The organism is Burkholderiales bacterium, assembly GCA_036262035.1.
Taxonomy (GTDB): domain Bacteria; phylum Pseudomonadota; class Gammaproteobacteria; order Burkholderiales; family SG8-41; genus JAQGMV01.
Window position 1 is genome coordinate 128,520 of sequence record DATAJS010000003.1, and the last position, 18,279, is coordinate 146,798.

Below are 18,279 nucleotides of genomic sequence, written 5' to 3' on the forward strand. Positions count from 1 at the left end.
GCGATGGCAGATCAGGGCACTCGACGCACCGCGCTCGTCACCGGCGCGTCACAGGGGCTCGGCGCGGCGATCGCCGAGCGGCTCGCGCGCGACGGCTTCGACGTCGCGGTCACCGAGTTGACCGAAGCGCCGCTCGCCGCGGTCGTCGAAAAACTGACAGGGCTCGGTGCGCGCGCGCTGCCGATCGCGCTCGACATTTGCTCGCAGCCGAGCGTGGACGCGGCGATCGCGAAAGCCGCGCAGGCTTTCGGACGGCTCGACGTGCTCGTGAACAACGCGGGCGTCACGCAGCGCCGCTTTGCGGTCGACATCACGCACGAGGAATGGCAGTCCGTCGTCGACGTGAACATGAGCGGCACGTTCTTCATGAGCCAGGCGTTCGCGAAGCACTGCATCGCGGCCAAGCGCGAAGGCGCGATCGTGAGCCTCGCGTCGACGCATGGGGTCGTGGCGCTGCAGGAACGCCTGACCTACGGCATCACCAAGGCCGCGATCATCCACATGACCCGCATGCTCGCCTACGAGTGGGCGGCGCACGGCATCCGCGTCAACGCGGTCGCGCCGGGGACGATAGAGACGCCCTCGCGTGCGGCGTATTTCGCGGAGAACCCGGGCGCGCGCGAGGCGATGCTGAAGCGGGTGCCGGTCGGCAAGTTCGGCACCGCAGCCGACGTCGCGGGCGCGGTGTCCTACCTTGCAGGCGCTGACGCAGCTTTCGTTACTGGTCAGACGCTTCTGATCGACGGGGGTCTGACGACTTATTAAAGGCGTTTTTACCGTAGAGGACGCAGAGGACGCACAGGACGCAGAGGACGCAGAGGAAAAGCAAAAACAAAAAGCGATAACGCGTCATTGCGAGGCGTTCGAGACCGTTTCGTTTTCCTGCGTCCTCTGCGTCCTCTGCGGTTAATTAGCCTTTCTTGAGCTGAAAGACGGCCTCCACTTCCACCGCCGAATCCATCGGCAGCGCGGAGACCCCAACTGCGGTGCGCGCATGCCGGCCGCGCTCGCCCATCACCGCGACCAGGAAGTCCGAGGCGCCGTTGATCACCTTGGGGTGGTCGTAGAAATCCAGCGGGCTGTTGACGAAGCCGCCGACGCGCACGCAACGCTCGACGCGGTCGAGGTCGCCGCCGCATGCTTCCTTCAGTTGGGCGAGGAGGTTGACCGCGCAGAGCTTCGCCGCTTCGGCGCCCTGCTCGACCGTGAGATCCTTGCCGACCTTGCCGGTGTACTTCATCTTGCCGGCCTCGCGCGCGACCTGTCCCGCCATGAAGGCGAGGTCGCCGACGACCACGAAGGGGACGTAGTTGCCGCCGGGCGCGCCGGGCGGCGGCAGGGTGATGCCGAGATCGGCGAGCTTCTTCTCGATGCTGGACGCCATCGTTACCTCTCATGTGTCAGAAGCGCCCATTATAGGAGCGCCTCCGGGCTTGGCGCCGAGGCCGTCACAGGTTAACCTCCGCCTCGACCGCGGAAGCGACGCCCGAGCGCTTCGCAGCGGCAACTTCGCTGCGCATCCGCGGTCGAAGTCTTCGATGTTCGTGCCTGCGACCTGCATGTAGTGCTGCTGCGCGAGTGTGTGGCGTTCGGCGGCCTGGGTCGAGCACGCGGCAGTTGCTTTTACATTCACGATCAATCCCCTGAAGTCAACGGCACGGCGGAATGTGCGAGGTATGTGCGCGTTCCCCGGCCTCATAAAGAACCATGAAACTCAGCTCTCTACTCATTCCGATCGCAGCGGCGTACGCCGTATCCGCCTCCGCGCAGTCCTATCCCGAGAGACCCGTCAGGGTCGTGGTGCCGTTCCCGGCGGGCGGCGCAGCCGACATCGTCGCCCGCCAGGTCACGCAAGGGCTCGCCGCCGGCCTCGGCACGCAGTTCGTCGTCGACAATCGCGGCGGCGCCGGCGGCGCCATCGGCGCCGAAACGGTGACGCGCGCGGCGCCCGACGGCTACACGCTGCTCTTCGCGTCGTCGAGCGCGCTGTCGATCAATCCCCACATCGCCGCGAAGATCTCGTATGACGCGCTGCGCGATTTCACGCCGATCGCCCTCATCGGTTTCGCGCCCAACGTGCTCGTGGTGCACCCTTCGGTGCCTGCCAAGAACGTGAAGGAGCTGATCGCCGTCGCGAAGTCGAAGCCGGGCGCGCTGAACTTCGGCTCGAACGGGACCGGCACGCTGAGCCACCTCACCGGCGAGCTCTTCATGCAGCGCGCGGGCGTGAAGATGGTGCACATCCCTTACAAGGGCGCCGCCCCGGCGGTGATCGACACCATGGCGGGCAACGTCTCGGTGCTGTTCGCGGCGTTCCCCAGCGTCTCCGGACAGGAGCGCGTGGGCAAGCTGCGCGCGCTGGCGGTGACGAGCGCCAGACGCGCCGCGGTCGCGCCCAACCTGCCGACGGTCGCCGAAGCCGCGCTGCCCGGATTCGAATCGAGCCAGTGGTGGGGATTGTTCGGACCGGCGGGGTTGCCGGCGACTATCGTCGCCCGGCTCAACGCCGAAACGAACAAGGTGCTGAAGAGCCCGGATCTCAAGAAGCGTCTTGCCGCGGACGGCGCAGAGCCGGCTGCGCCCAACACGCCGCAGCAGCTTGCGGCGCATCACCGCGCCGATTTCGAGAAGTGGGCGAAAGTCGTGAAGGCGGCGGGCATCAAGCCGGAGTTCTGATCACTCGGCTTTGATTCCGGCTGCGCGCACGACCTTGCCCCACCTGGCGAGGTCGCTCTTCAGATAAGCGGCGAGCGGATCCGGTCCCATGTAGAACGATTCGTAGCCGAGCCCTTTGAGGCGCTCGGCGACGTCGTTCGCCTGCAGCACGGTGCGCACGCCGCTGTCGAGCTTCGCGACGACGTCTCTGGGGAGGCCCGCCGGCGCGAGCAGCGCGAACCACGAGCCGACTTCGACGCCGGGAAAGCCCGCTTCTTTCATCGTCGGCAGGTCCGGCGCCAGCGCGGTGCGGTTCGCACTGGTGACGGCGAGCGCGCGCAGCTTGCCGGCCCTGACGTAAGGCATCGACGCCTGCAACGTCGGGAACATCATGAGGACGTGGCCGCCGACGAGGTCGATCGTCGCGGGACCGCCGCCTTTGTACGGCACGTGCACGATCGTCACGTTCGCGACGCTCTTGAAGAGCTCGCCTGCGAGATGACCCGACGTGCCGTTGCCGGGCGATGCGTAGTTGAGCTGTCCCGGCTTCGACCGCGCGAGCGCGACCAGCTCCTTCACCGATTTCACCGGCAGCGTCGGGTGCACCGCGAGGAACAGCGGCGCCGCGGCGATGCCGGCGATCGGCGCGAAGTCGCGGATCGCGTCGTAGGAGAGGTTCGAATAGAGCGCGGGATTGACCGTGTGCGCGCTCGGTGCGGAGAGCAACGTGTAACCGTCGGGCGGCGCCTTGGCGACGAGCGCGGTGCCGAGCGTGGTGTTGGCGCCGCCGCGATTCTCGATCTCGACCGGCTGCTTCAGCAGCTCAGAGAGCTTGGGCGCCACGATGCGCGTCAGCGTATCGTTCGCGCCGCCGGGCGGGACCGGGACGATGATGCGGAGGGGTTTGGAGGGGTATTCCTGTGCGAAGGCGGCGACGCTGATCAGCAGGGCGACACTCGCGGCGATTACGCGCATTCGAACCTTCCTCCCGATCGTCATTCCCGCGGAAGGCGGGAATCCATTTGTCTTTAGCTTAACGTCAAAATGGATTCCCGATCACTTCCGCTACCGCGGGTCGGGAATGACGAGTCCTACCGCGGGTCGGGAATGACGAGCCCTACCGCGGGTCGGGAATGACGAGTCCTACCGCGGGTCGGGAATGACGAGTCTTACCGCGGGGCGGGAATGACCAACGCTAGATCGGATCCCAGGAGAACACATCCTGGTTCCGCTCGAGCGCGTAGAAGTCCGCCTTGAGCGCCGGGATCGCATGCTCCGCGACGCTCTGCGGTGTCCAGCCTTCGGCGCGATGCACGCCGCGCAGCGGCCGCATCTGGCTCATCAGGAAGATCTCGTTCTTGCGCGTGTAGAACACCTGGCCGTTGACGTCCTTCGCGGCATCGCTCGCAAGATACACGACCAGCGGCGCGTTCTTGTCGGGCGTCACCGCCTGGCGCTGCGCGACCCGCGCGGCCTTGTCGGGCGTGTTCGACGGGATCGAGCCGGTCATGCGAGTCCACGCAGAGGGAGCTACGGCGTTGGAGCGCACGTTGAACCGCTGCATGTCGAGCGCGAGGTGCTTGGAGAGCATGATCATGCCGGCTTTGGCCGCGCCGTAGTTCGCCTGCCCGATGTTGCCCGCCATGCCCGAGTTCGACGTCATGTGCACGAAGCAGCCGCCGTTCTGCTGGCGGAAGTGCGTCGCGGCGGCGCGGCTCATGTTGAATGCGCCGTAGAGCATCACCTTCACCACCGAATCGAAGTCCTCGAACGACATCTTGTGGAAGATGATGTCGCGGAGGATGCCCGCGTTATTGACGACGCAGTCGATGCGGCCGAAGGTATCGACCGCCTGCTGCACGATGCGATGCGCGCCGTCCCAGTCGGCAACGCTGTCGTACGCGGCGACCGCTGCGCCGCCGTTCTTCCTGATCGCGGAGACCACTTCCTCGGCCGGCGTCTTGTCGGTGCCTTCGCCGCCGAGCGACGTGCCGATGTCGTTCACCACGACCTTCGCGCCCTCGCGCGCCGCCAGCAGCGCGATCTCCTTGCCGATGCCGCGTCCCGCTCCGGTGACGACGACGACCTTGCCTTCTACGATTCCTGCCACTTCCACAGCTCCTTGGGTTGCGTCATCCTGGCGAACGCCAGGATCCATTTTCAAACGCGTTGAAAGTCAAAATGGATTCCGGATCACTTCCGCTGCCGCGGGTCCGGAATGACGACCCTTAGCAATTCCTGCGTATCCGTTTGTTGTTCGAAATTCCACACGATCTCGCCGAGCCGTTCGCACTGCGCCTTGCCGATCACCGGCTCGCAGTTCGAGTTGAACTTGCGCCTGAGATCGTCGTCCGTCATCGGGCTCTCGCCTTCGCCTTTCGGGTCGAGCACGCGCGCATCGAAGCTGCGGCCGTCGGCCAGATCGATGCGCACGTAACCCGAGCGCCGGCCGGGATAGATGCGCTCGCACTCGTCGTCGATCGCCGCGTCGGCGGCTTCGACCAGCCGCTGCACTTCCGGCCGCTCGAGGCTTTCGGGCACGAAGCGATGCGCCGCGATCTCGCCGTCGACGACCGCCAGCGCGGCCGCGACCGGCGCGCTCATCTGCGCGTCGAGCAGGTTCTCGTAATGCTTGTGATCGTGGCCGTTGAAGCCGACCGCGTAGAGGCCGATCGCGATGTGCTTCACGTCCTTCGCGGTGAAGCCGTGCTGCGCGCGCAAAGCCAGGATGCCGTCGATCACCGCGTGATAGTGGCGGCAGCACGGATACGGCTTGAAGTACGCGTGCTCGATCTCGTAGCGCTCGCCGATGCCCAGCAGCAGGCGGTCCCACTTCATCTCGCCCGATGCGAAGATGTTGCCCCAGCCGTAGCGGCCTTCGAGCACTTTCGCCGGGCCGGTGATGCCGCGCTTCGCGAACTCGGCGCAGATGAGACCGTCGCGCGCCGCCTTGCCCGGATGGATGCGCTTGATCTCGGCGCCTTCGTCCAGATACTCGCGGATGCCGCCGGAGAAGCTTCCCGCGAGCCCGAGCGCGTTGCGTGTCTGCTCGGCATTCAGGCCCAGCAGCTTCGATACCGCGGCGGCCGCGCCGAAGACGCCCGCGAGCGGCGTGTTGTGCCAGCCGCGGCGCGCGGTCGCGGGGTGGCCCGCGGCGGCGATGCGGCACATGACGTCGTACCCCATCACCGCGGCGAGGATGATCTCACGCGGCGAGCTGCCGTATTGCTGCGCCGTCGCGAGCACCGCCGGGAAGATCGCGCCCGACGGATGCGCCGAGCCGTTGGTGTGGCCGTCGTCGAAGTCCAGGGCGTGGGTGTTCGCGCCGTTCACGAGCGCCGCGTTCTGCGCCGAGAGCTTCGCGTTCGTGCCGACGACGGTCGCGGTGCGCGACGCGTCGGTGTCGCTGAAATAATCGAGCAAGGCCTGCGATACCGGCATCGCGGCGCCTGCGATCGCGCAGGTGAGGTGATCCTGGAACGCGCGCTTGTATGCGTGGACCGTCTTCGCCGACAGCTTCTCGTAACGCGCGTGAGCGACGTGCTCGGCGAGCTTCTGCGTCGCGCCCGCGCCGGGGGTGATCTCTTTCGGAACTGCGCTCATGAACCCTCCTTGAGTCCTGCGGACTTGATGACTCTCGCCCACTTCGCGTGACACGCGCGGATATACGCGCCGAACTGCTCGGGCGTGTTGTAGGCCGGCTCCGCGCCGTCGGCGATCATGGTCTCGCGCACGTCGGGCATTTGCAGCACCTTGATCATCGCGGCGTTGAGCCGGTCGACGATCGGCTTCGGCGTGCCCGCGGGGGCGACGATGCCGTTCCACGTATTCGCTTCGTAACCGGGATAGCCGGCTTCGGCGACGGTCGGCACGTCGGGCAGCGCTTTCGCGCGGCGATCGCCGGCGACCGCGAGCGCGCGCAGCTTGCCGTTCTTGACCTGCGGCACGGTGGCGATCGAGCCGCCGAACATCACCTGCACCTCGCCGCCCATGACTGCGATGAGCGCGGGACCGGTGCCCTTGTAGGGCACGTGTCGCATGTCGATGCCCGACATCTGCTTGAACATCTCCATCGGCAGCGCGGTGCCGTTGGAGCTCGCGCCGTAATTGAGCTGCCCGGGTTTCGACCGGGCGAGCGCGACGAGCTCTTTGACATTGCGCACCGGCACCGAGGGGTTCACGACCAGCACGGTGCCCGAGGCGGTCGTCTGCGTGATCGGGGCGAAATCCTTCAGCGGATCGTAGGGCACTTTGCGCAGGTTCGGCGTGAGGCAGAACGTGCCGAGGTTCGCCACGATCAGCGTGTAACCATCCGCAGGCGATTTCGCACCGAGGTCGGTGCCGATGACGCCGTCGGCGCCGCCGCGATTGTCGACGATGAAAGGCTTGCCGAGCTGCTCGCTCATGCGCTGCGCGAGCGAGCGGGCGACGATGTCGGTGCCGCCGCCGGCGGAGAACGGCGAGATGAAGCGGACGGGTTTGCTCGGGTAGGTGTCGGCGGCGTGGGCGAGGGCCGCGATGCAGCCGAGCACGGCCACCGCCGATTTACTCAAATACGACCAGCCCGTCGACTGCGACGACGCCATTACCTTCCTCCTTCACGATCAAGGGGTTTATCTCGGCGTCGCTGACGACGCGCGTATCGACGGCGGCCAGCAGCGACATCGCGCGGACGGCCTGGGCGAGCGCTTCGACGTCGCCTTTCGGCAAGTTGCGAAAACCCCGCAGGATTCCGAGCTCGGGGATTTCGAGGATCATCTCGCGCGCGGTCTCGAGCGTCACCGGCGCGACGCGCACCGCGATGCGCTTGATCAGCTCCGCGGTGACGCCGCCCATGCCGAGCAGCACCACCGGGCCGATCTCCGGATCGCGGCGGTAGCCGACGATCACCTCGGCGAGCCCGCGCTCCATCTGCTGCACGAGGATGCCGTCGACGCGCGCCTGCGGGTAGCGCTGCTTTGCGTCCTGGAGCATGCGCTTCGCCTCGGCGCCCGCGCTTTCGCGAGACACGTTGAGCTTCACCATCCCGGCTTCGGTCTTGTGCAGGATGTCGGGCGAGAGCAGCTTCACCGCGAAGGGACCGGCGGGCTCGACCGCTTCGTCGCCGGTCTTCAGCACGACGTGATCGGCGGTGCGGATGCCGAGCGCCGCGAAGAGCTCGCCCGCTTCGCGCTCGCTCACGCGCGGGGTTGAAAAGCGCGCCGCGACCTTCGAGGCGGCATTCGCCTTGTCCTCAGGACGCTCGCCGGGCGCCCTCCAGTTCAGATACGCGTTCACTGCGTCCGCGCACGACTCGGGCGTGCGGAAGCTCGCGACGCCGCTTTGCTGGAGCTGCACGAGCCCGTTATCGGCCCGGGGCGCCAGGAACACGCCCAGCGGTTTGGCGTCGCGGGGCGATGCCGCGAGCACGCGCTCGACGATGGTCTGCGGGTTCTGCGCGCTGGAGCCGATCACCGACACCACCGCATCGGTGTGATCGGAGGAGAGCAGCGCCGACAGGATCGTCGAGTAGCGTCCGCCTTCGCTGCGGCCCATGGGGATGTCGGTCAAAGGCGCATCGCTGACGTGGATGTCTTTCCCGGCGAGCTTCGCGATCACTTCGGGCGAAGGCCCGACGACGTCCGCGCCGAGCACGCCGAGTCTATCGACGACCATCGCGGCGGCGCCGCCGGTGCCGGTGACGACCGAGACACGCTTGCCTTTCGGCGGCTTCTGGCCGATGACGAGCTGCGCGGTCTCGAACAGGCCTTCGAACGTATCGACGCGCACGATACCGTGCTCGCGGAAGAACGCGGTGGCGAGCTCGTCGGGACCGGTCATTGCGCCGGTGTGCGAGGTCGCGGTCGCGCGGCCGACCGGCGAGCGGCCGAGCTTGTAGGCGATGACAGGCTTGCCCGCTGCGTAGGCGCGGCGCGCGGCTTCGGCGAGCTTGTCGGCGTCGCGAAAGGTCTCCAGGAAGAGCAGGATCGCGCCGGTGTCCTCGTCGTCGACGAGCATGTCGGCAAGCTCGCCGACGCCGAGATCGGATTCGTTGCCGACCGAGATGATCTTGGAGAAGCCCAGGCCCCGCGCCTGCGCGCGCGAGAGGATGCTGCCGGTCATGCTGCCGCTCTGCGAGACCAGCGAGAGCGGCCCCGGCACGAGCTCTTCGCGCTCGATCACCGCGTTGACCGTGAGTGGGATGCGATCGTGGACGTTGATGACGCCCATGCAGTTCGGGCCGAGGAGACGCAGGCCCGCCGCACGCGCCTGTTCCACCATCGCGCGCTGGCGCGCCTTGCCTTCGTCGCCCAGCTCGGCGAAGCCCGCGCTGAACAGCGTCGCGACCGGGATCGAAAGCTCGCAGCACTGGTCGATCACCGCCGGCACCGCCGGCGCGGGCACCATGATGAACGCGTGGTCAATCGGTCCGGGCGCCGACTTCAGATCGGGATACGCGCGCAGCCCGAGGATCTCTTCGCGCGACGGGTTGATCGGGTATACCGTTCCCTTGAATCCGAAGCGCTCGAGGAAGCGCTGCGGCCGGGAATTCACCTTCTTCAGATCGGGCGTTGCGCCCACGAGCGCCACGCTCTTCGGCTGCAGGAAGGCTTTCCGCAGCGTGCTGTCTATCGTCACTCCTTGCTCACTCCACTCTGATGTTGGCCTCGCGCACGACCTTGCCCCACTTCGCCTGCTCGGACTTGATGAACGCGGTGAATTCCTCCGGCGTGCTGCCGGTCGGCGTGGTGCCGTCGGCCGCGAGCCGGTCGAAGGTGCCGGGCGTGCGCATGATTTTCACGATCTCGACGTTGAGCTTGTCGACGATCGCGCGCGGCGTGCCCGCAGGCACCGAGATGCCGTTCCACGAGCTCGCGTCGTAATGGGGCAGACCGCTCTCGGCGAACGTCGCGACGTCCGGCAGCGCGTCGCTGCGCTTCGGCCCCGTGATCGCGATCGCGCGGATCTTGCCGGCGCGGGCCTGCGGCGCCGCGATCAGGATCGTGCCGAACATGCTCTGCACCTGGCCGCTGATGAGATCGTTGAGCGCGGGCGGGGCGCCGCGATACGGCACGTGTACGATGTTGGTCTTCGTCACGCTCTTGAAAAGCTCGCCGGCGAGGTGCCCTGAGCCGCCGGGCCCGGACGACGAATAGTTGATCTGTCCCGAGCGCGCCCTGGCGAGCGCGACGAACTCCTTCACCGTCTTCACCGGCAGCGCCGGGTGCGTCATCAGCAGCACCGGCTGGCGCGTGGTGTGGCTCACCGGCTGGAAATCGCGCAGCGCGTCGACCGGCGGGTTCTTGTGCACGAACTGGCCGATCGCCATCGTCGACACGCCGCCGAGATAGAGGGTGTAACCGTCGGGCGGCGCTTTCGCTGCGAGCGTGGCGCCGATCATCCCGCCGCCGCCGGGACGGTTGTCGATGATGACGTTCTGTCCCCACGCTTCGGTGAGCTTCTGACCGATGAGCCGCCCGACGATGTCGGTCGGCCCGCCCGCGGGGAAGGACATCACCATGCGGATCGGTTTGACGGGGTAGGGCTGTTGGGCGTGCGCGCTGAAGGCTGCAAGCGCGACCAGCCCTACATACGCCAACGTTCTCACGAACCCCTCCGGTCGAAATTGTTTAACCGCAAAGGACGCCAAGGACGCAAAGGAAAAGCGAAGGTGTCATCGCGAGGAGCGATAGCGACGCGGCGATCCCGTGGCGCACGTACCGGACGCTCCGGGATTGCTTCGTCGCTGCCGCTCCTCGCAATGACCGTATTTGAAGTTCCTTTGCGTCCTTTGCGTCCTTGGCGGTCAATCAGCCTTTTAACTACGCGGCAGCGAGCAGGTCCCGCAGCACGTACGGCAGCACGCCGCCGTGCTTGAGGTAATCGACCTCGATGCCGGTGTCGATGCGCAGCGTCAGGGTGACTTTTTGCTGTTTGCCGTCGGCGCGCGTGATCGTCATCGTGACGTCCTGCATCGGCTCCACGTCGCCGCCGGCGATGCCTTCGATCGTGAACTGCTCGGTGCCGTCGATGCCCAGGGTCTTCACGTCCTCGCCCGGCTTGAACTGCAGCGGCACCACACCCATGCCGATCAGGTTGGCGCGGTGGATGCGCTCGAAGCTCTTGACGATCACCGCGCGCACACCGAGGAGCTGCACGCCTTTGGCGGCCCAGTCGCGCGACGAGCCCATGCCGTAGTCGTCGCCGCCGAAGATGACCAGCGGCGTGTTGCGCTCGCGGTAGATCTCGGACGCTTCGAAGATCGTCATCTGGCTGCCGTCCGGCTGGACCTTGGTGACCGGTCCTTCGGTGCCCGGAGCGACCGCGTTGCGCAGGCGCACGTTGGCGAACGTGCCGCGCACCATCAGCTCGTGGTTGCAGCGGCGCACGCCGAAGTGGCCCCACTCCGAGGGCGGCGCGGGGAAGCGGCTCAGCCACTTGCCGGCCGGAGTACCCGGACGGATCGGGGTGGACGGGCTGATGTGGTCGGTGGTGATCGAATCGCCGAGGATCGCGAGCGCACGCGCGCCGACGATGTCGGTGACCGCGCCCGGCGTGCGCGTGACGCCGTCGAAGAACGGCGGCTCCTTGATGAACGTGGAGTTGTCGTCCCACTTGTAGACCGCGCCTTCGACGGTCGGGATCGCTTCCCACAGCGCCTTGTTGCCCGACAGGTCGCCGTACTCGCGGCGGAAGTTCTCGGCGTTCGACGCGAACTTGGCGAGCGCCGCGACTTCTGCGGCCGTCGGCCAGAGGTCCTTGAGGTACACCGGCTTGCCGTCGCTGCCGGTGCCGACCGGATCCTTGGACAGATCGGTGCGCACCGTGCCGGCGATCGCATAGGCGACGACCAGGGGCGGGCTCGCGAGATAGTTCGCGCGCAGGTTGGCGTGGACGCGCGCTTCGAAGTTGCGGTTGCCCGAGAGCACCGCGCACGCGACCAGGTCTTTCTGCACCACCGTTTCCTCGGTCTTCGCGTCCAGCGGGCCGGCCGCGCCCATGCACGTGGTGCAGCCGTAGGCGACGACGCCGAAGCCGAGCTGCTCCAGATAGGGCAGCAGGCCCGCGTCACGCAGGTACGCGGTCACGACGCGCGATCCGGGCGCGAGCGAGGTCTTGATGCGCGGGTGCGGCTTGAGGCCTTTCTCGACCGCTTTCCTGGCGAGCAGACCCGCGGCCAGCAGCAGCGCCGGGTTGGAGGTGTTGGTGCACGAGGTGATCGACGCGATCAGCACGTCGCCGTGGCCGACGTCGAAGCCGTTGGCAGTCGCCTCGCGGCGGGTGAGATCGGCCGCGGGACGGGCGTAGCCGTTCTTGTCGACGGGCGCCGAGAACAGCGCATCGAAGTTGCGGCCGAGATCGGGCACGCTGACGCGATCCTGCGGGCGCTTCGGACCCGAGAGGCTGGGCACGATCGAGCCGAGGTCGAGCTCGATCACGCGCGTGTAGTCGATCTCGCCTTTGGCCGGCACGCCGAACATGCCCTGCGCCTTGTAGTAGGCCTCGATCGCGGACACCAGCTCCGGCGAGCGGCCGGTCATCCTGAAATACTCGAGGGTCTGCTCGTCGACCGGGAAGTAGCCCATGGTCGCGCCGTATTCGGGCGCCATGTTGGCGACGGTGCAGCGGTCGGCGGCGGTGAGCGCGGACGCGCCTTCGCCGAAGAACTCGACGAACTGGCCGACGACCTTCGCCTGCCGCATGATCTGCGTGACGGTCAGCGCGAGATCGGTGGCGGTGACCCCTTCGCGCAGCTTGCCGGTCAGGTGGCAGCCCACCACGTCCGGCGTGAGGAACGCATTGGGCTGGCCGAGCATGGCGGCTTCGGCCTCGATGCCGCCCACGCCCCAGCCGACGACGCCGATGCCGTTGACCATGGTGGTGTGCGAGTCGGTGCCGAAGACGGTGTCTGGAAACCAGACGCCGTCCTTCTCCCACACGCCTTTCGACAGGTACTCCATGTTGATCTGGTGGATGATGCCGTTGCCGGGCGGCACCACGCGCACCGTCTTGAACGCGCCCTGCGCCCACTTCACGAAGAGATAGCGCTCGGCGTTGCGCTTGAACTCGATCTCCTGGTTGCGCTGCACGGCGTCGGGGCGGTTGTGGACGTCGATCTCGACCGAGTGGTCGACCACGACGTCGACCGGCACCAGCGGCTCGATGCTGCCGGCCGACACGCCGAGGCGCTCGGCGGCGGCGCGCATCGCCGCGAGATCGTTGAGCGTGCCGAAGCCGATCAGGTCCTGCAGCACCACGCGCACCGCGATGAAAGGAATCTCGGTGGTGCGCGCGCCGTTGGCCTGCCATGCGGCGAGCGCCTTGACGTGGTCTTCGGTGACGCGCTTGCCGTCGCACTGACGCACCAGCGCTTCGAGCACGACGCGCAAGCTGCGCGGCATGCGCGACACCTTGCCGAGGCCCGCGGCTTCGAGCGCCGCGAGCGAGTGATATCTGCCGGTCTTGCCGGGCGACGGGGTGAATTGAGTGAGCGTTTTGAACGTGTTGTCGGTCATCGGGTACCCCTAGAAGTCAGAGTTGTTTGGGCGGCCGCGGCGGGCGCTGAGAGAAACGCCGCTCGAAAATGATCTCGGCCAGCCGGTTCTTCATCATCTCGATCGAGCCGCCTGCGATCATCCAGCCGCGCGAGCGGCGCAGGCAGTACGAAACCAGCGTGTCTTCGGTGTAGCCGAGGCCGCCCATCACCTGCATGGCCTCGTTCGCGATGTCGAAGCCCACCTGGTTGCACATGAGCTTGGCGATCGTCATCTCGTCCACGGCCGGAAAACCGCGGTCGGCGTTGGTGGCCGCACGGTAGAGCAGCAGCTGCGCTGCGTCGAGCTTCACTTTCATGTCCGCGAACTTCCACTGCAAACCCTGGAATTCGCAGAGCGGACGGCCGAACTGCCTGCGCTCCAGCGCGTAGGTGCGCGCGAGATCAAAGCAGTAGCGTCCGTAGGCGAGCGAGCGCGCGGCGTTGCCGCAGCGCTCGGCGTTGAAGCCCGAGATCTGTTTCTTGAAACCGCCCGCGGGCAGGAGCACGTCCTCGGGCGGCACGTAGACGTTGTCGAAGAAGATCGGCGCCCATTCGTTGCCCGACATGAACTTCGACTCTTTGCCGATGGAAAAGCCGGGCGCGTTGCGCCTGAGCATCACCGACCCTATGCCTGCGACCCCCGGGCCGTAGCGCACGTACACGAGGTAGATGTCGGCGTGCGGGTTGGGGAAGACTTTCGAGCCGTTGATGCGCCAGCCTTCGCCGTCGGGCGTCGCGGTCGTTTTCAGATCGGTGGTCGCGGAGCCCGCGTCGGGCTCGGTCATGCCGACCGCGATGACTTCCTCCGCGCGCAGCACGGGCGCGAGAAAGCGCTCCTTCTGGTCTGCGTTGGCGAATGCCGCCAGCGTGCGGATCGCGCCGAAGTTGCCTTCCTGGATGACGTCGGCGCTGCGCGGGCAGAATTTCGCGATCTCTTCGATCGCGATGACGGCATCCATCACGGTGCCGCCGGCGCCGCCGTCTTCTTCGGGGAGAAGGATGCCGAGCAGGCCGGCCTCGGCCATCTTCTTCGCGATGTCGTGGGGAAACTCGGAGGAGTGCGCGCGCTCGAGCGCGCCTTCGGCGAGCTCCTTGCGCGCGAACGCGGCGACCGAGTCGCGGAACATCTGCTGCTGTTCCGTGAGTGCGAAATCCATACTGCGAACTCCGAGGGGTTTCCTGCTGGCGCGCTTCGAGGGGGCGCGAGGTTGAGTGGTGCCTCGAAAGCAACTAGTATCTGCGCCCTGATTTTACTTCAGCGCGACCATGGACGACCAACTCAAGATCGAGCGCCGCGCCGCCGCACTGTGGATGACGCTCAACCGGGCCGACAAAGCGAACGCGCTTGCCGTCGGCATGATGGAAGGCGCGGTGAAGGCGCTGCGTGACGCGGCGGTCGACGATTCGATCGAGGCCGTCGTGCTCACCGCCGCCGGCGAGCGCGCTTTCTGCGCGGGCGTGGACGTACGCGAGCAGCCCGCGGACGGCGACGCGGCCGCGCATCGCAAGCGCCGCTCCGCGGCGCTCGCCGCGTTCATCGACGCGGTCGTGGATACGCCCAAGCCTGTCGTCGCGGCGCTCAACGGCATCGCGAGCGGGGGCGGCGGCATGCTCGCGCTGCTCGCCGATTACCGAGTCGCCGTGGACAGCGCGGCGATCGCGCTGCCCGAGATCAACCTCGGCATCTCGACCTTCATCGGCGCCGAGATCGCGATGGAGATCGGCGGTCTCGCGCTCGCGACCGACCTGGTGCAGACCGGGCGGCGCATGTCCGCGGACGAAGCGTTCGCGCGCGGCCTGTTGAACCGCGTCGTGCCGCGCATCGAGCTGGAAGCCGCCGCGGCGCAGGCCGCGGCCGAGCTCGCGGGCAAGGACGGCAAGGCGTTCGCCGCGAACAAGGCGTGGCTCAATCGCCGCGTGAAGCGGGTGCTGGCGGAGGCGCGCGAGGAACACGAAAGGCATAGAAAAAAGTGACGGATGAAACGGTGACGGGTAAAGCGGTGACGGAATGAAACAGTTCGACAGGTTGTTCAATGCACGCGCGATCGCGGTCGTCGGCGTGTCCGAAGACCCGGTGCGCCCGGGATCGCAGACGGTGCACACGCTGCTGCGCAACGGCTACAAAGGCCGCATCTATCCGGTCAATCCGAAGTACCCCGATTTCGAAGGGATGAAGTGCTACCCGTCGATCGCCGCGATCGAAGACGAGATCGACGTGGTGGTGATCGGCGTGCCGGCCCGCGGCGTGATACCGGTGATCGAGGAGTGCGCCGCGAAGCGAGTGCCGTTCGCGGTGGTGCTCTCGGGCGGATTCCGCGAGAGCGGCCCCGAAGGCATCGAGCGCCAGGACCGCATGCTCGCGATCGCGCGCGCAGCCGGCATGCGCATCGTCGGACCGAACTGTCTCGGCCTCGCGAACATCCACGACGACGTCTACGCGGCGTTCGGCAGCATCACGCGTGATCCCAGGCTCGAGAAAGGCTCGGTCTCGCTGGTCACGCAGAGCGGCGGCTTCGGCTACAGCATCGCGCTCGCGTGCTGGACCGCGCACATCGGCTTTTCCAAGGTCATCGCGGTCGGCAACGAAGCCGACATCGGCGTCGTCGAGTTCATCGACGGGCTGCTCGACGACGACAAGACCGAGATCATCGTCGCCTACATCGAAGGTCTCGCCAACGGCCGCGCCTTGCTGGAAGTGGGCCGGCGCGCGCTGGCGGCGGGCAAGCCGGTCCTCGTGTGGAAAGGCGGCGTGACCGCGCAGGGCGCGCACGCGGCGGCTTCACACACGGCCAACCTCACCGGCAGCTACGACTACTATCGCGCGATGTTCGAGCAGTCGGGCATCGTCGAGATCCGTGAGATCCACGAGGTGGTGGATGCGATCAAGGCATTCCGGTCGGGCCGCTTCCCGATGGGCAGGCGTTGCGCGGTGATGGGCGGCTCGGGCGGGTCGGCGATCGTCTTCGCGGACGCCGCTGAGCGCGCGGGGCTCACGCTCGCGACATTCACCGCAGAGACCGAGCGCAAGCTGTGGACGGTCGTGCCGGCGATCGGGGCGGTGCACAACCCGGTGGATTTCACCGCGGGCTATATCCACGGCGGCAATCGAGAAAAGTTCAGGACCGCGGTGCAGACCGTGCTCGACGATCCCGGCGTCGACGCGCTGTGCGTGAACTTCGCGACGGTCGGGGGCGCCGGCGGTCTCGCCGGCGCGGAAGTGCTGCGCGACATCGCGCAGAAGACCGACAAGCCGATCGTCGTCTTCCTGTCGGTGCCCGAGCCCCATACGGCCGGGGCGCTGCCGGTGTTCGAAGCGGCGGGCATCCCGGTGCTGCCGTCGCCGGGAAGGGCCGCGCAGGCGATCGCCACGCTCGCTCGCTACCGCGAAGCTCAGGCGCGGGTAGCCGAAGGCGCCGCGGCGTTTTCGTCGGATGAGGACCTGCCGCAGGCCATGCGCCCGGCGCTGCTCCGCAACGCCGTCGGCACGCTGTCGGAATCCGATTCGAAAGGCATCCTGCAAGGCATCGGCATCGACTGCACGCGCGACGTGCTCACGCGCTCGGTCGGCGACATGCCGCTCGACACGCTGCGCGCACCCTACGCGGTTAAGATCGTGTCCGCCGACATCCCGCACAAGACCGAGATCGGCGGGGTCAAGCTCAACGTGAGCGCGGACGATCTCGCCGAGGCGGTCGAAGCAGTGAGGACCAACGCGCGCACCCGCGCGCCGGGCGCGCACGTGGACGGCGTGCTGGTCTCGGAGATGATCACCGGCGGCTTCGAGCTCATCGCCGGCGTGGTGAACGACGTCGTGTTCGGGCCGGTGGTGGTCGTCGGCGCCGGCGGCATACACGCCGAGATGTTGCGCGACACCGCGTCCAGGCTTGCGCCTTTCGACGAGGCGACGGCGAGGGCGATGCTCGACGAGCTGCGCTGCAGGCCGATCCTGAACGGCGTGCGCGGCGCGCCGGCGCTCGACGTCGGCGCGGTGGCGCGCGCGCTCGCGGCGCTGTCGCGCTTCGCGTGGGCGAACCGCGACGTGATCGCGGAGATCGACATCAATCCGTTGTTCGCCCTGCCGAACGCGGCGGTGGCGGCGGATGCGTTGATCGTGACGAAGCGGACGGGTTAGACGATCGTCATTCCCGCGAAGGCGGGAATCCATTCTGAAGTTGCGACTCGAACATGGATTCCCGATCCGCTCCCGCTATCGCGGGGTCGGGACTGACGATTCGGCGAGTCCCGTAGGGATCTGACGAAGCGGACGGGTTAGACGATCGTCATTCCCGCGAAGGCGGGAATCCATCTTGACGTTGCGACTCGACAATGGATTCCCGATCCGCTCCCGCTGTCGCGGGGTCGGGAATGACGATTCGACGAGTCCCGTAGGGATCTGACGAAGCGGACGGGTTAGACGATCGTCGTTCCCGCGAAGGCGGGAATCCATTCTGAAGTTGCGACTCGACAATGGATTCCCGATCCGCTCCCGCTATCGCGGGGTCGGGAATGACGATTCGGCGAGTTACGCGCCTTCCGCCTCCAGCGCCAGCGCCGCTGCGGTCACCACCGCCGCGATGCGGCCGACATCGCGCAGCTGCTGCGCCGTCAGACCGTTCTCCTTGAGCATCTTGTAGTGCGACTGCACGCAGAAGTGGCACTTGCCGACGATGCTCGCGGCGAGGGCGAAGAGCTCGAAGCGCTTCTTGTCGACGCCGCCGTGCGTGGCGTAGGCGTTCATGCGCAGCTCGGCGCGCTGGCTCTTCAGATCGGGATCGTCGGCCATCTCGACGTACGGATACCAGACGTTGTTCATGCCCATCAGCGCCGCGGCCTGCAGCGCCGCGTTCGCGTCGGTGTCCGAGAGCTGGCCCGAGCCGCGGATCGCGTCGACGATCGTCTTGGAGCGCGCCGCATAAGCGGCCGCGAGGCCCGCGCCGAGGGCATCGGCCGCGTCGAGGCTGCTGCGCGCCAGCACCCCGTCGAGGTTGAGCCTGATGTCTTTTGCGTAATCGGGAATGCGCTCCTTGAGCGCGTTCAGGAAGTCCATGTTGTCTCCTCTGAAACGAAAACGCCCTCACCGCGACGGTGAAGGCGCCTGGGTGAGTCGC

Annotated in this window: 14 protein-coding genes; 4 read left to right on the top strand and 10 right to left on the bottom strand. The window is 67.2% G+C overall.

What is annotated here, in order from left to right; genetic code table 11:
• Positions 1–3 precede the first annotated feature (3 nt).
• Positions 4–765, top strand: coding sequence for a glucose 1-dehydrogenase (locus VHP37_01860; GenBank protein ID HEX2825067.1), 762 nt, complete (start codon positions 4–6; stop codon positions 763–765).
• A 145-nt stretch (positions 766–910) separates the two neighbouring features.
• Here the strand turns inward: VHP37_01860 and VHP37_01865 are convergent, their stop codons facing one another.
• Entirely contained in the window at positions 911–1,384 is a 474-nt protein-coding gene (locus tag VHP37_01865; GenBank protein HEX2825068.1) for a RidA family protein, read from the bottom strand.
• A gap of 323 nt (positions 1,385–1,707) precedes the next feature.
• Between VHP37_01865 and VHP37_01870 the strand changes: the two genes are divergently transcribed.
• Positions 1,708–2,676: a tripartite tricarboxylate transporter substrate binding protein gene (locus VHP37_01870; GenBank protein ID HEX2825069.1), complete on the top strand. Its 969-nt coding sequence runs from the start codon at positions 1,708–1,710 to the stop codon at positions 2,674–2,676.
• On the opposite strand, the gene VHP37_01875 is transcribed toward VHP37_01870, so the two are convergent.
• From VHP37_01875 to VHP37_01910, 8 genes are all read right to left on the bottom strand, one after another.
• Positions 2,677–3,630, bottom strand: coding sequence for a tripartite tricarboxylate transporter substrate binding protein (locus tag VHP37_01875; protein ID HEX2825070.1), 954 nt, complete (start codon positions 3,628–3,630; stop codon positions 2,677–2,679). It abuts the gene before it with no gap.
• A gap of 220 nt (positions 3,631–3,850) precedes the next feature.
• Positions 3,851–4,813, bottom strand: coding sequence for an SDR family NAD(P)-dependent oxidoreductase (locus VHP37_01880; GenBank protein ID HEX2825071.1), 963 nt, complete (start codon positions 4,811–4,813; stop codon positions 3,851–3,853).
• Positions 4,814–4,848: 35 nt separating this feature from the next.
• The gene (locus VHP37_01885; protein HEX2825072.1) at positions 4,849–6,258 is read right to left on the bottom strand and encodes an MmgE/PrpD family protein; all 1,410 of its coding nucleotides are present in this window, start codon (positions 6,256–6,258) and stop codon (positions 4,849–4,851) included.
• Positions 6,255–7,241 carry a tripartite tricarboxylate transporter substrate binding protein gene (locus VHP37_01890; protein HEX2825073.1) on the bottom strand — a complete coding sequence of 329 codons (987 nt, stop codon included), beginning with the start codon at positions 7,239–7,241 and terminating at the stop codon, positions 6,255–6,257. The genes VHP37_01885 and VHP37_01890 overlap by 4 nt, the downstream gene beginning before the upstream one ends.
• Positions 7,201–9,273, bottom strand: coding sequence for an acetate--CoA ligase family protein (locus VHP37_01895; protein HEX2825074.1), 2,073 nt, complete (start codon positions 9,271–9,273; stop codon positions 7,201–7,203). The genes VHP37_01890 and VHP37_01895 overlap by 41 nt, the downstream gene beginning before the upstream one ends.
• Before the next feature lie 7 nt (positions 9,274–9,280).
• Positions 9,281–10,243 carry a tripartite tricarboxylate transporter substrate binding protein gene (locus VHP37_01900; GenBank protein ID HEX2825075.1) on the bottom strand — a complete coding sequence of 321 codons (963 nt, stop codon included), beginning with the start codon at positions 10,241–10,243 and terminating at the stop codon, positions 9,281–9,283.
• Between the two features lie 214 nt (positions 10,244–10,457).
• Positions 10,458–13,151 carry an aconitate hydratase AcnA gene (gene acnA / locus VHP37_01905; GenBank protein HEX2825076.1) on the bottom strand — a complete coding sequence of 898 codons (2,694 nt, stop codon included), beginning with the start codon at positions 13,149–13,151 and terminating at the stop codon, positions 10,458–10,460.
• A 16-nt stretch (positions 13,152–13,167) separates the two neighbouring features.
• A complete protein-coding gene (locus tag VHP37_01910) occupies positions 13,168–14,328 on the bottom strand; it encodes an acyl-CoA dehydrogenase family protein (protein HEX2825077.1) in 1,161 nt (386 codons plus the stop codon).
• A gap of 109 nt (positions 14,329–14,437) precedes the next feature.
• On the opposite strand from VHP37_01910, the gene VHP37_01915 reads away from it, so the two are divergent.
• Both VHP37_01915 and VHP37_01920 read left to right on the top strand, forming a co-directional pair.
• Positions 14,438–15,145: an enoyl-CoA hydratase/isomerase family protein gene (locus VHP37_01915; protein ID HEX2825078.1), complete on the top strand. Its 708-nt coding sequence runs from the start codon at positions 14,438–14,440 to the stop codon at positions 15,143–15,145.
• A gap of 34 nt (positions 15,146–15,179) precedes the next feature.
• Entirely contained in the window at positions 15,180–17,303 is a 2,124-nt protein-coding gene (locus VHP37_01920; protein ID HEX2825079.1) for an acetate--CoA ligase family protein, read from the top strand.
• A gap of 390 nt (positions 17,304–17,693) precedes the next feature.
• On the opposite strand, the gene VHP37_01925 is transcribed toward VHP37_01920, so the two are convergent.
• Positions 17,694–18,218, bottom strand: coding sequence for a carboxymuconolactone decarboxylase family protein (locus VHP37_01925; GenBank protein ID HEX2825080.1), 525 nt, complete (start codon positions 18,216–18,218; stop codon positions 17,694–17,696).
• Between the last annotated feature and the right edge of the window lie 61 nt (positions 18,219–18,279).

Excerpts from the sequence above, each read along its gene's own strand:
- VHP37_01880 (HEX2825071.1), bottom strand. The coding sequence starts at position 4,813 with ATGGATCCTGGCGTTCGCCAGGATGACGCAACCCAAGGAGCTGTGGAA.
- VHP37_01920 (HEX2825079.1), top strand. The coding sequence starts at position 15,180 with ATGAAACAGTTCGACAGGTTGTTCAATGCACGCGCGATCGCGGTCGTC.
- VHP37_01860 (HEX2825067.1), top strand. The coding sequence starts at position 4 with ATGGCAGATCAGGGCACTCGACGCACCGCGCTCGTCACCGGCGCGTCA.
- acnA (HEX2825076.1), bottom strand. The coding sequence starts at position 13,151 with ATGACCGACAACACGTTCAAAACGCTCACTCAATTCACCCCGTCGCCC.
- VHP37_01925 (HEX2825080.1), bottom strand. The coding sequence starts at position 18,218 with ATGGACTTCCTGAACGCGCTCAAGGAGCGCATTCCCGATTACGCAAAA.
- VHP37_01915 (HEX2825078.1), top strand. The coding sequence starts at position 14,438 with ATGGACGACCAACTCAAGATCGAGCGCCGCGCCGCCGCACTGTGGATG.
- VHP37_01875 (HEX2825070.1), bottom strand. The coding sequence starts at position 3,630 with ATGCGCGTAATCGCCGCGAGTGTCGCCCTGCTGATCAGCGTCGCCGCC.
- VHP37_01885 (HEX2825072.1), bottom strand. The coding sequence starts at position 6,258 with ATGAGCGCAGTTCCGAAAGAGATCACCCCCGGCGCGGGCGCGACGCAG.
- VHP37_01890 (HEX2825073.1), bottom strand. The coding sequence starts at position 7,241 with ATGGCGTCGTCGCAGTCGACGGGCTGGTCGTATTTGAGTAAATCGGCG.
- VHP37_01865 (HEX2825068.1), bottom strand. The coding sequence starts at position 1,384 with ATGGCGTCCAGCATCGAGAAGAAGCTCGCCGATCTCGGCATCACCCTG.
- VHP37_01910 (HEX2825077.1), bottom strand. The coding sequence starts at position 14,328 with ATGGATTTCGCACTCACGGAACAGCAGCAGATGTTCCGCGACTCGGTC.
- VHP37_01870 (HEX2825069.1), top strand. The coding sequence starts at position 1,708 with ATGAAACTCAGCTCTCTACTCATTCCGATCGCAGCGGCGTACGCCGTA.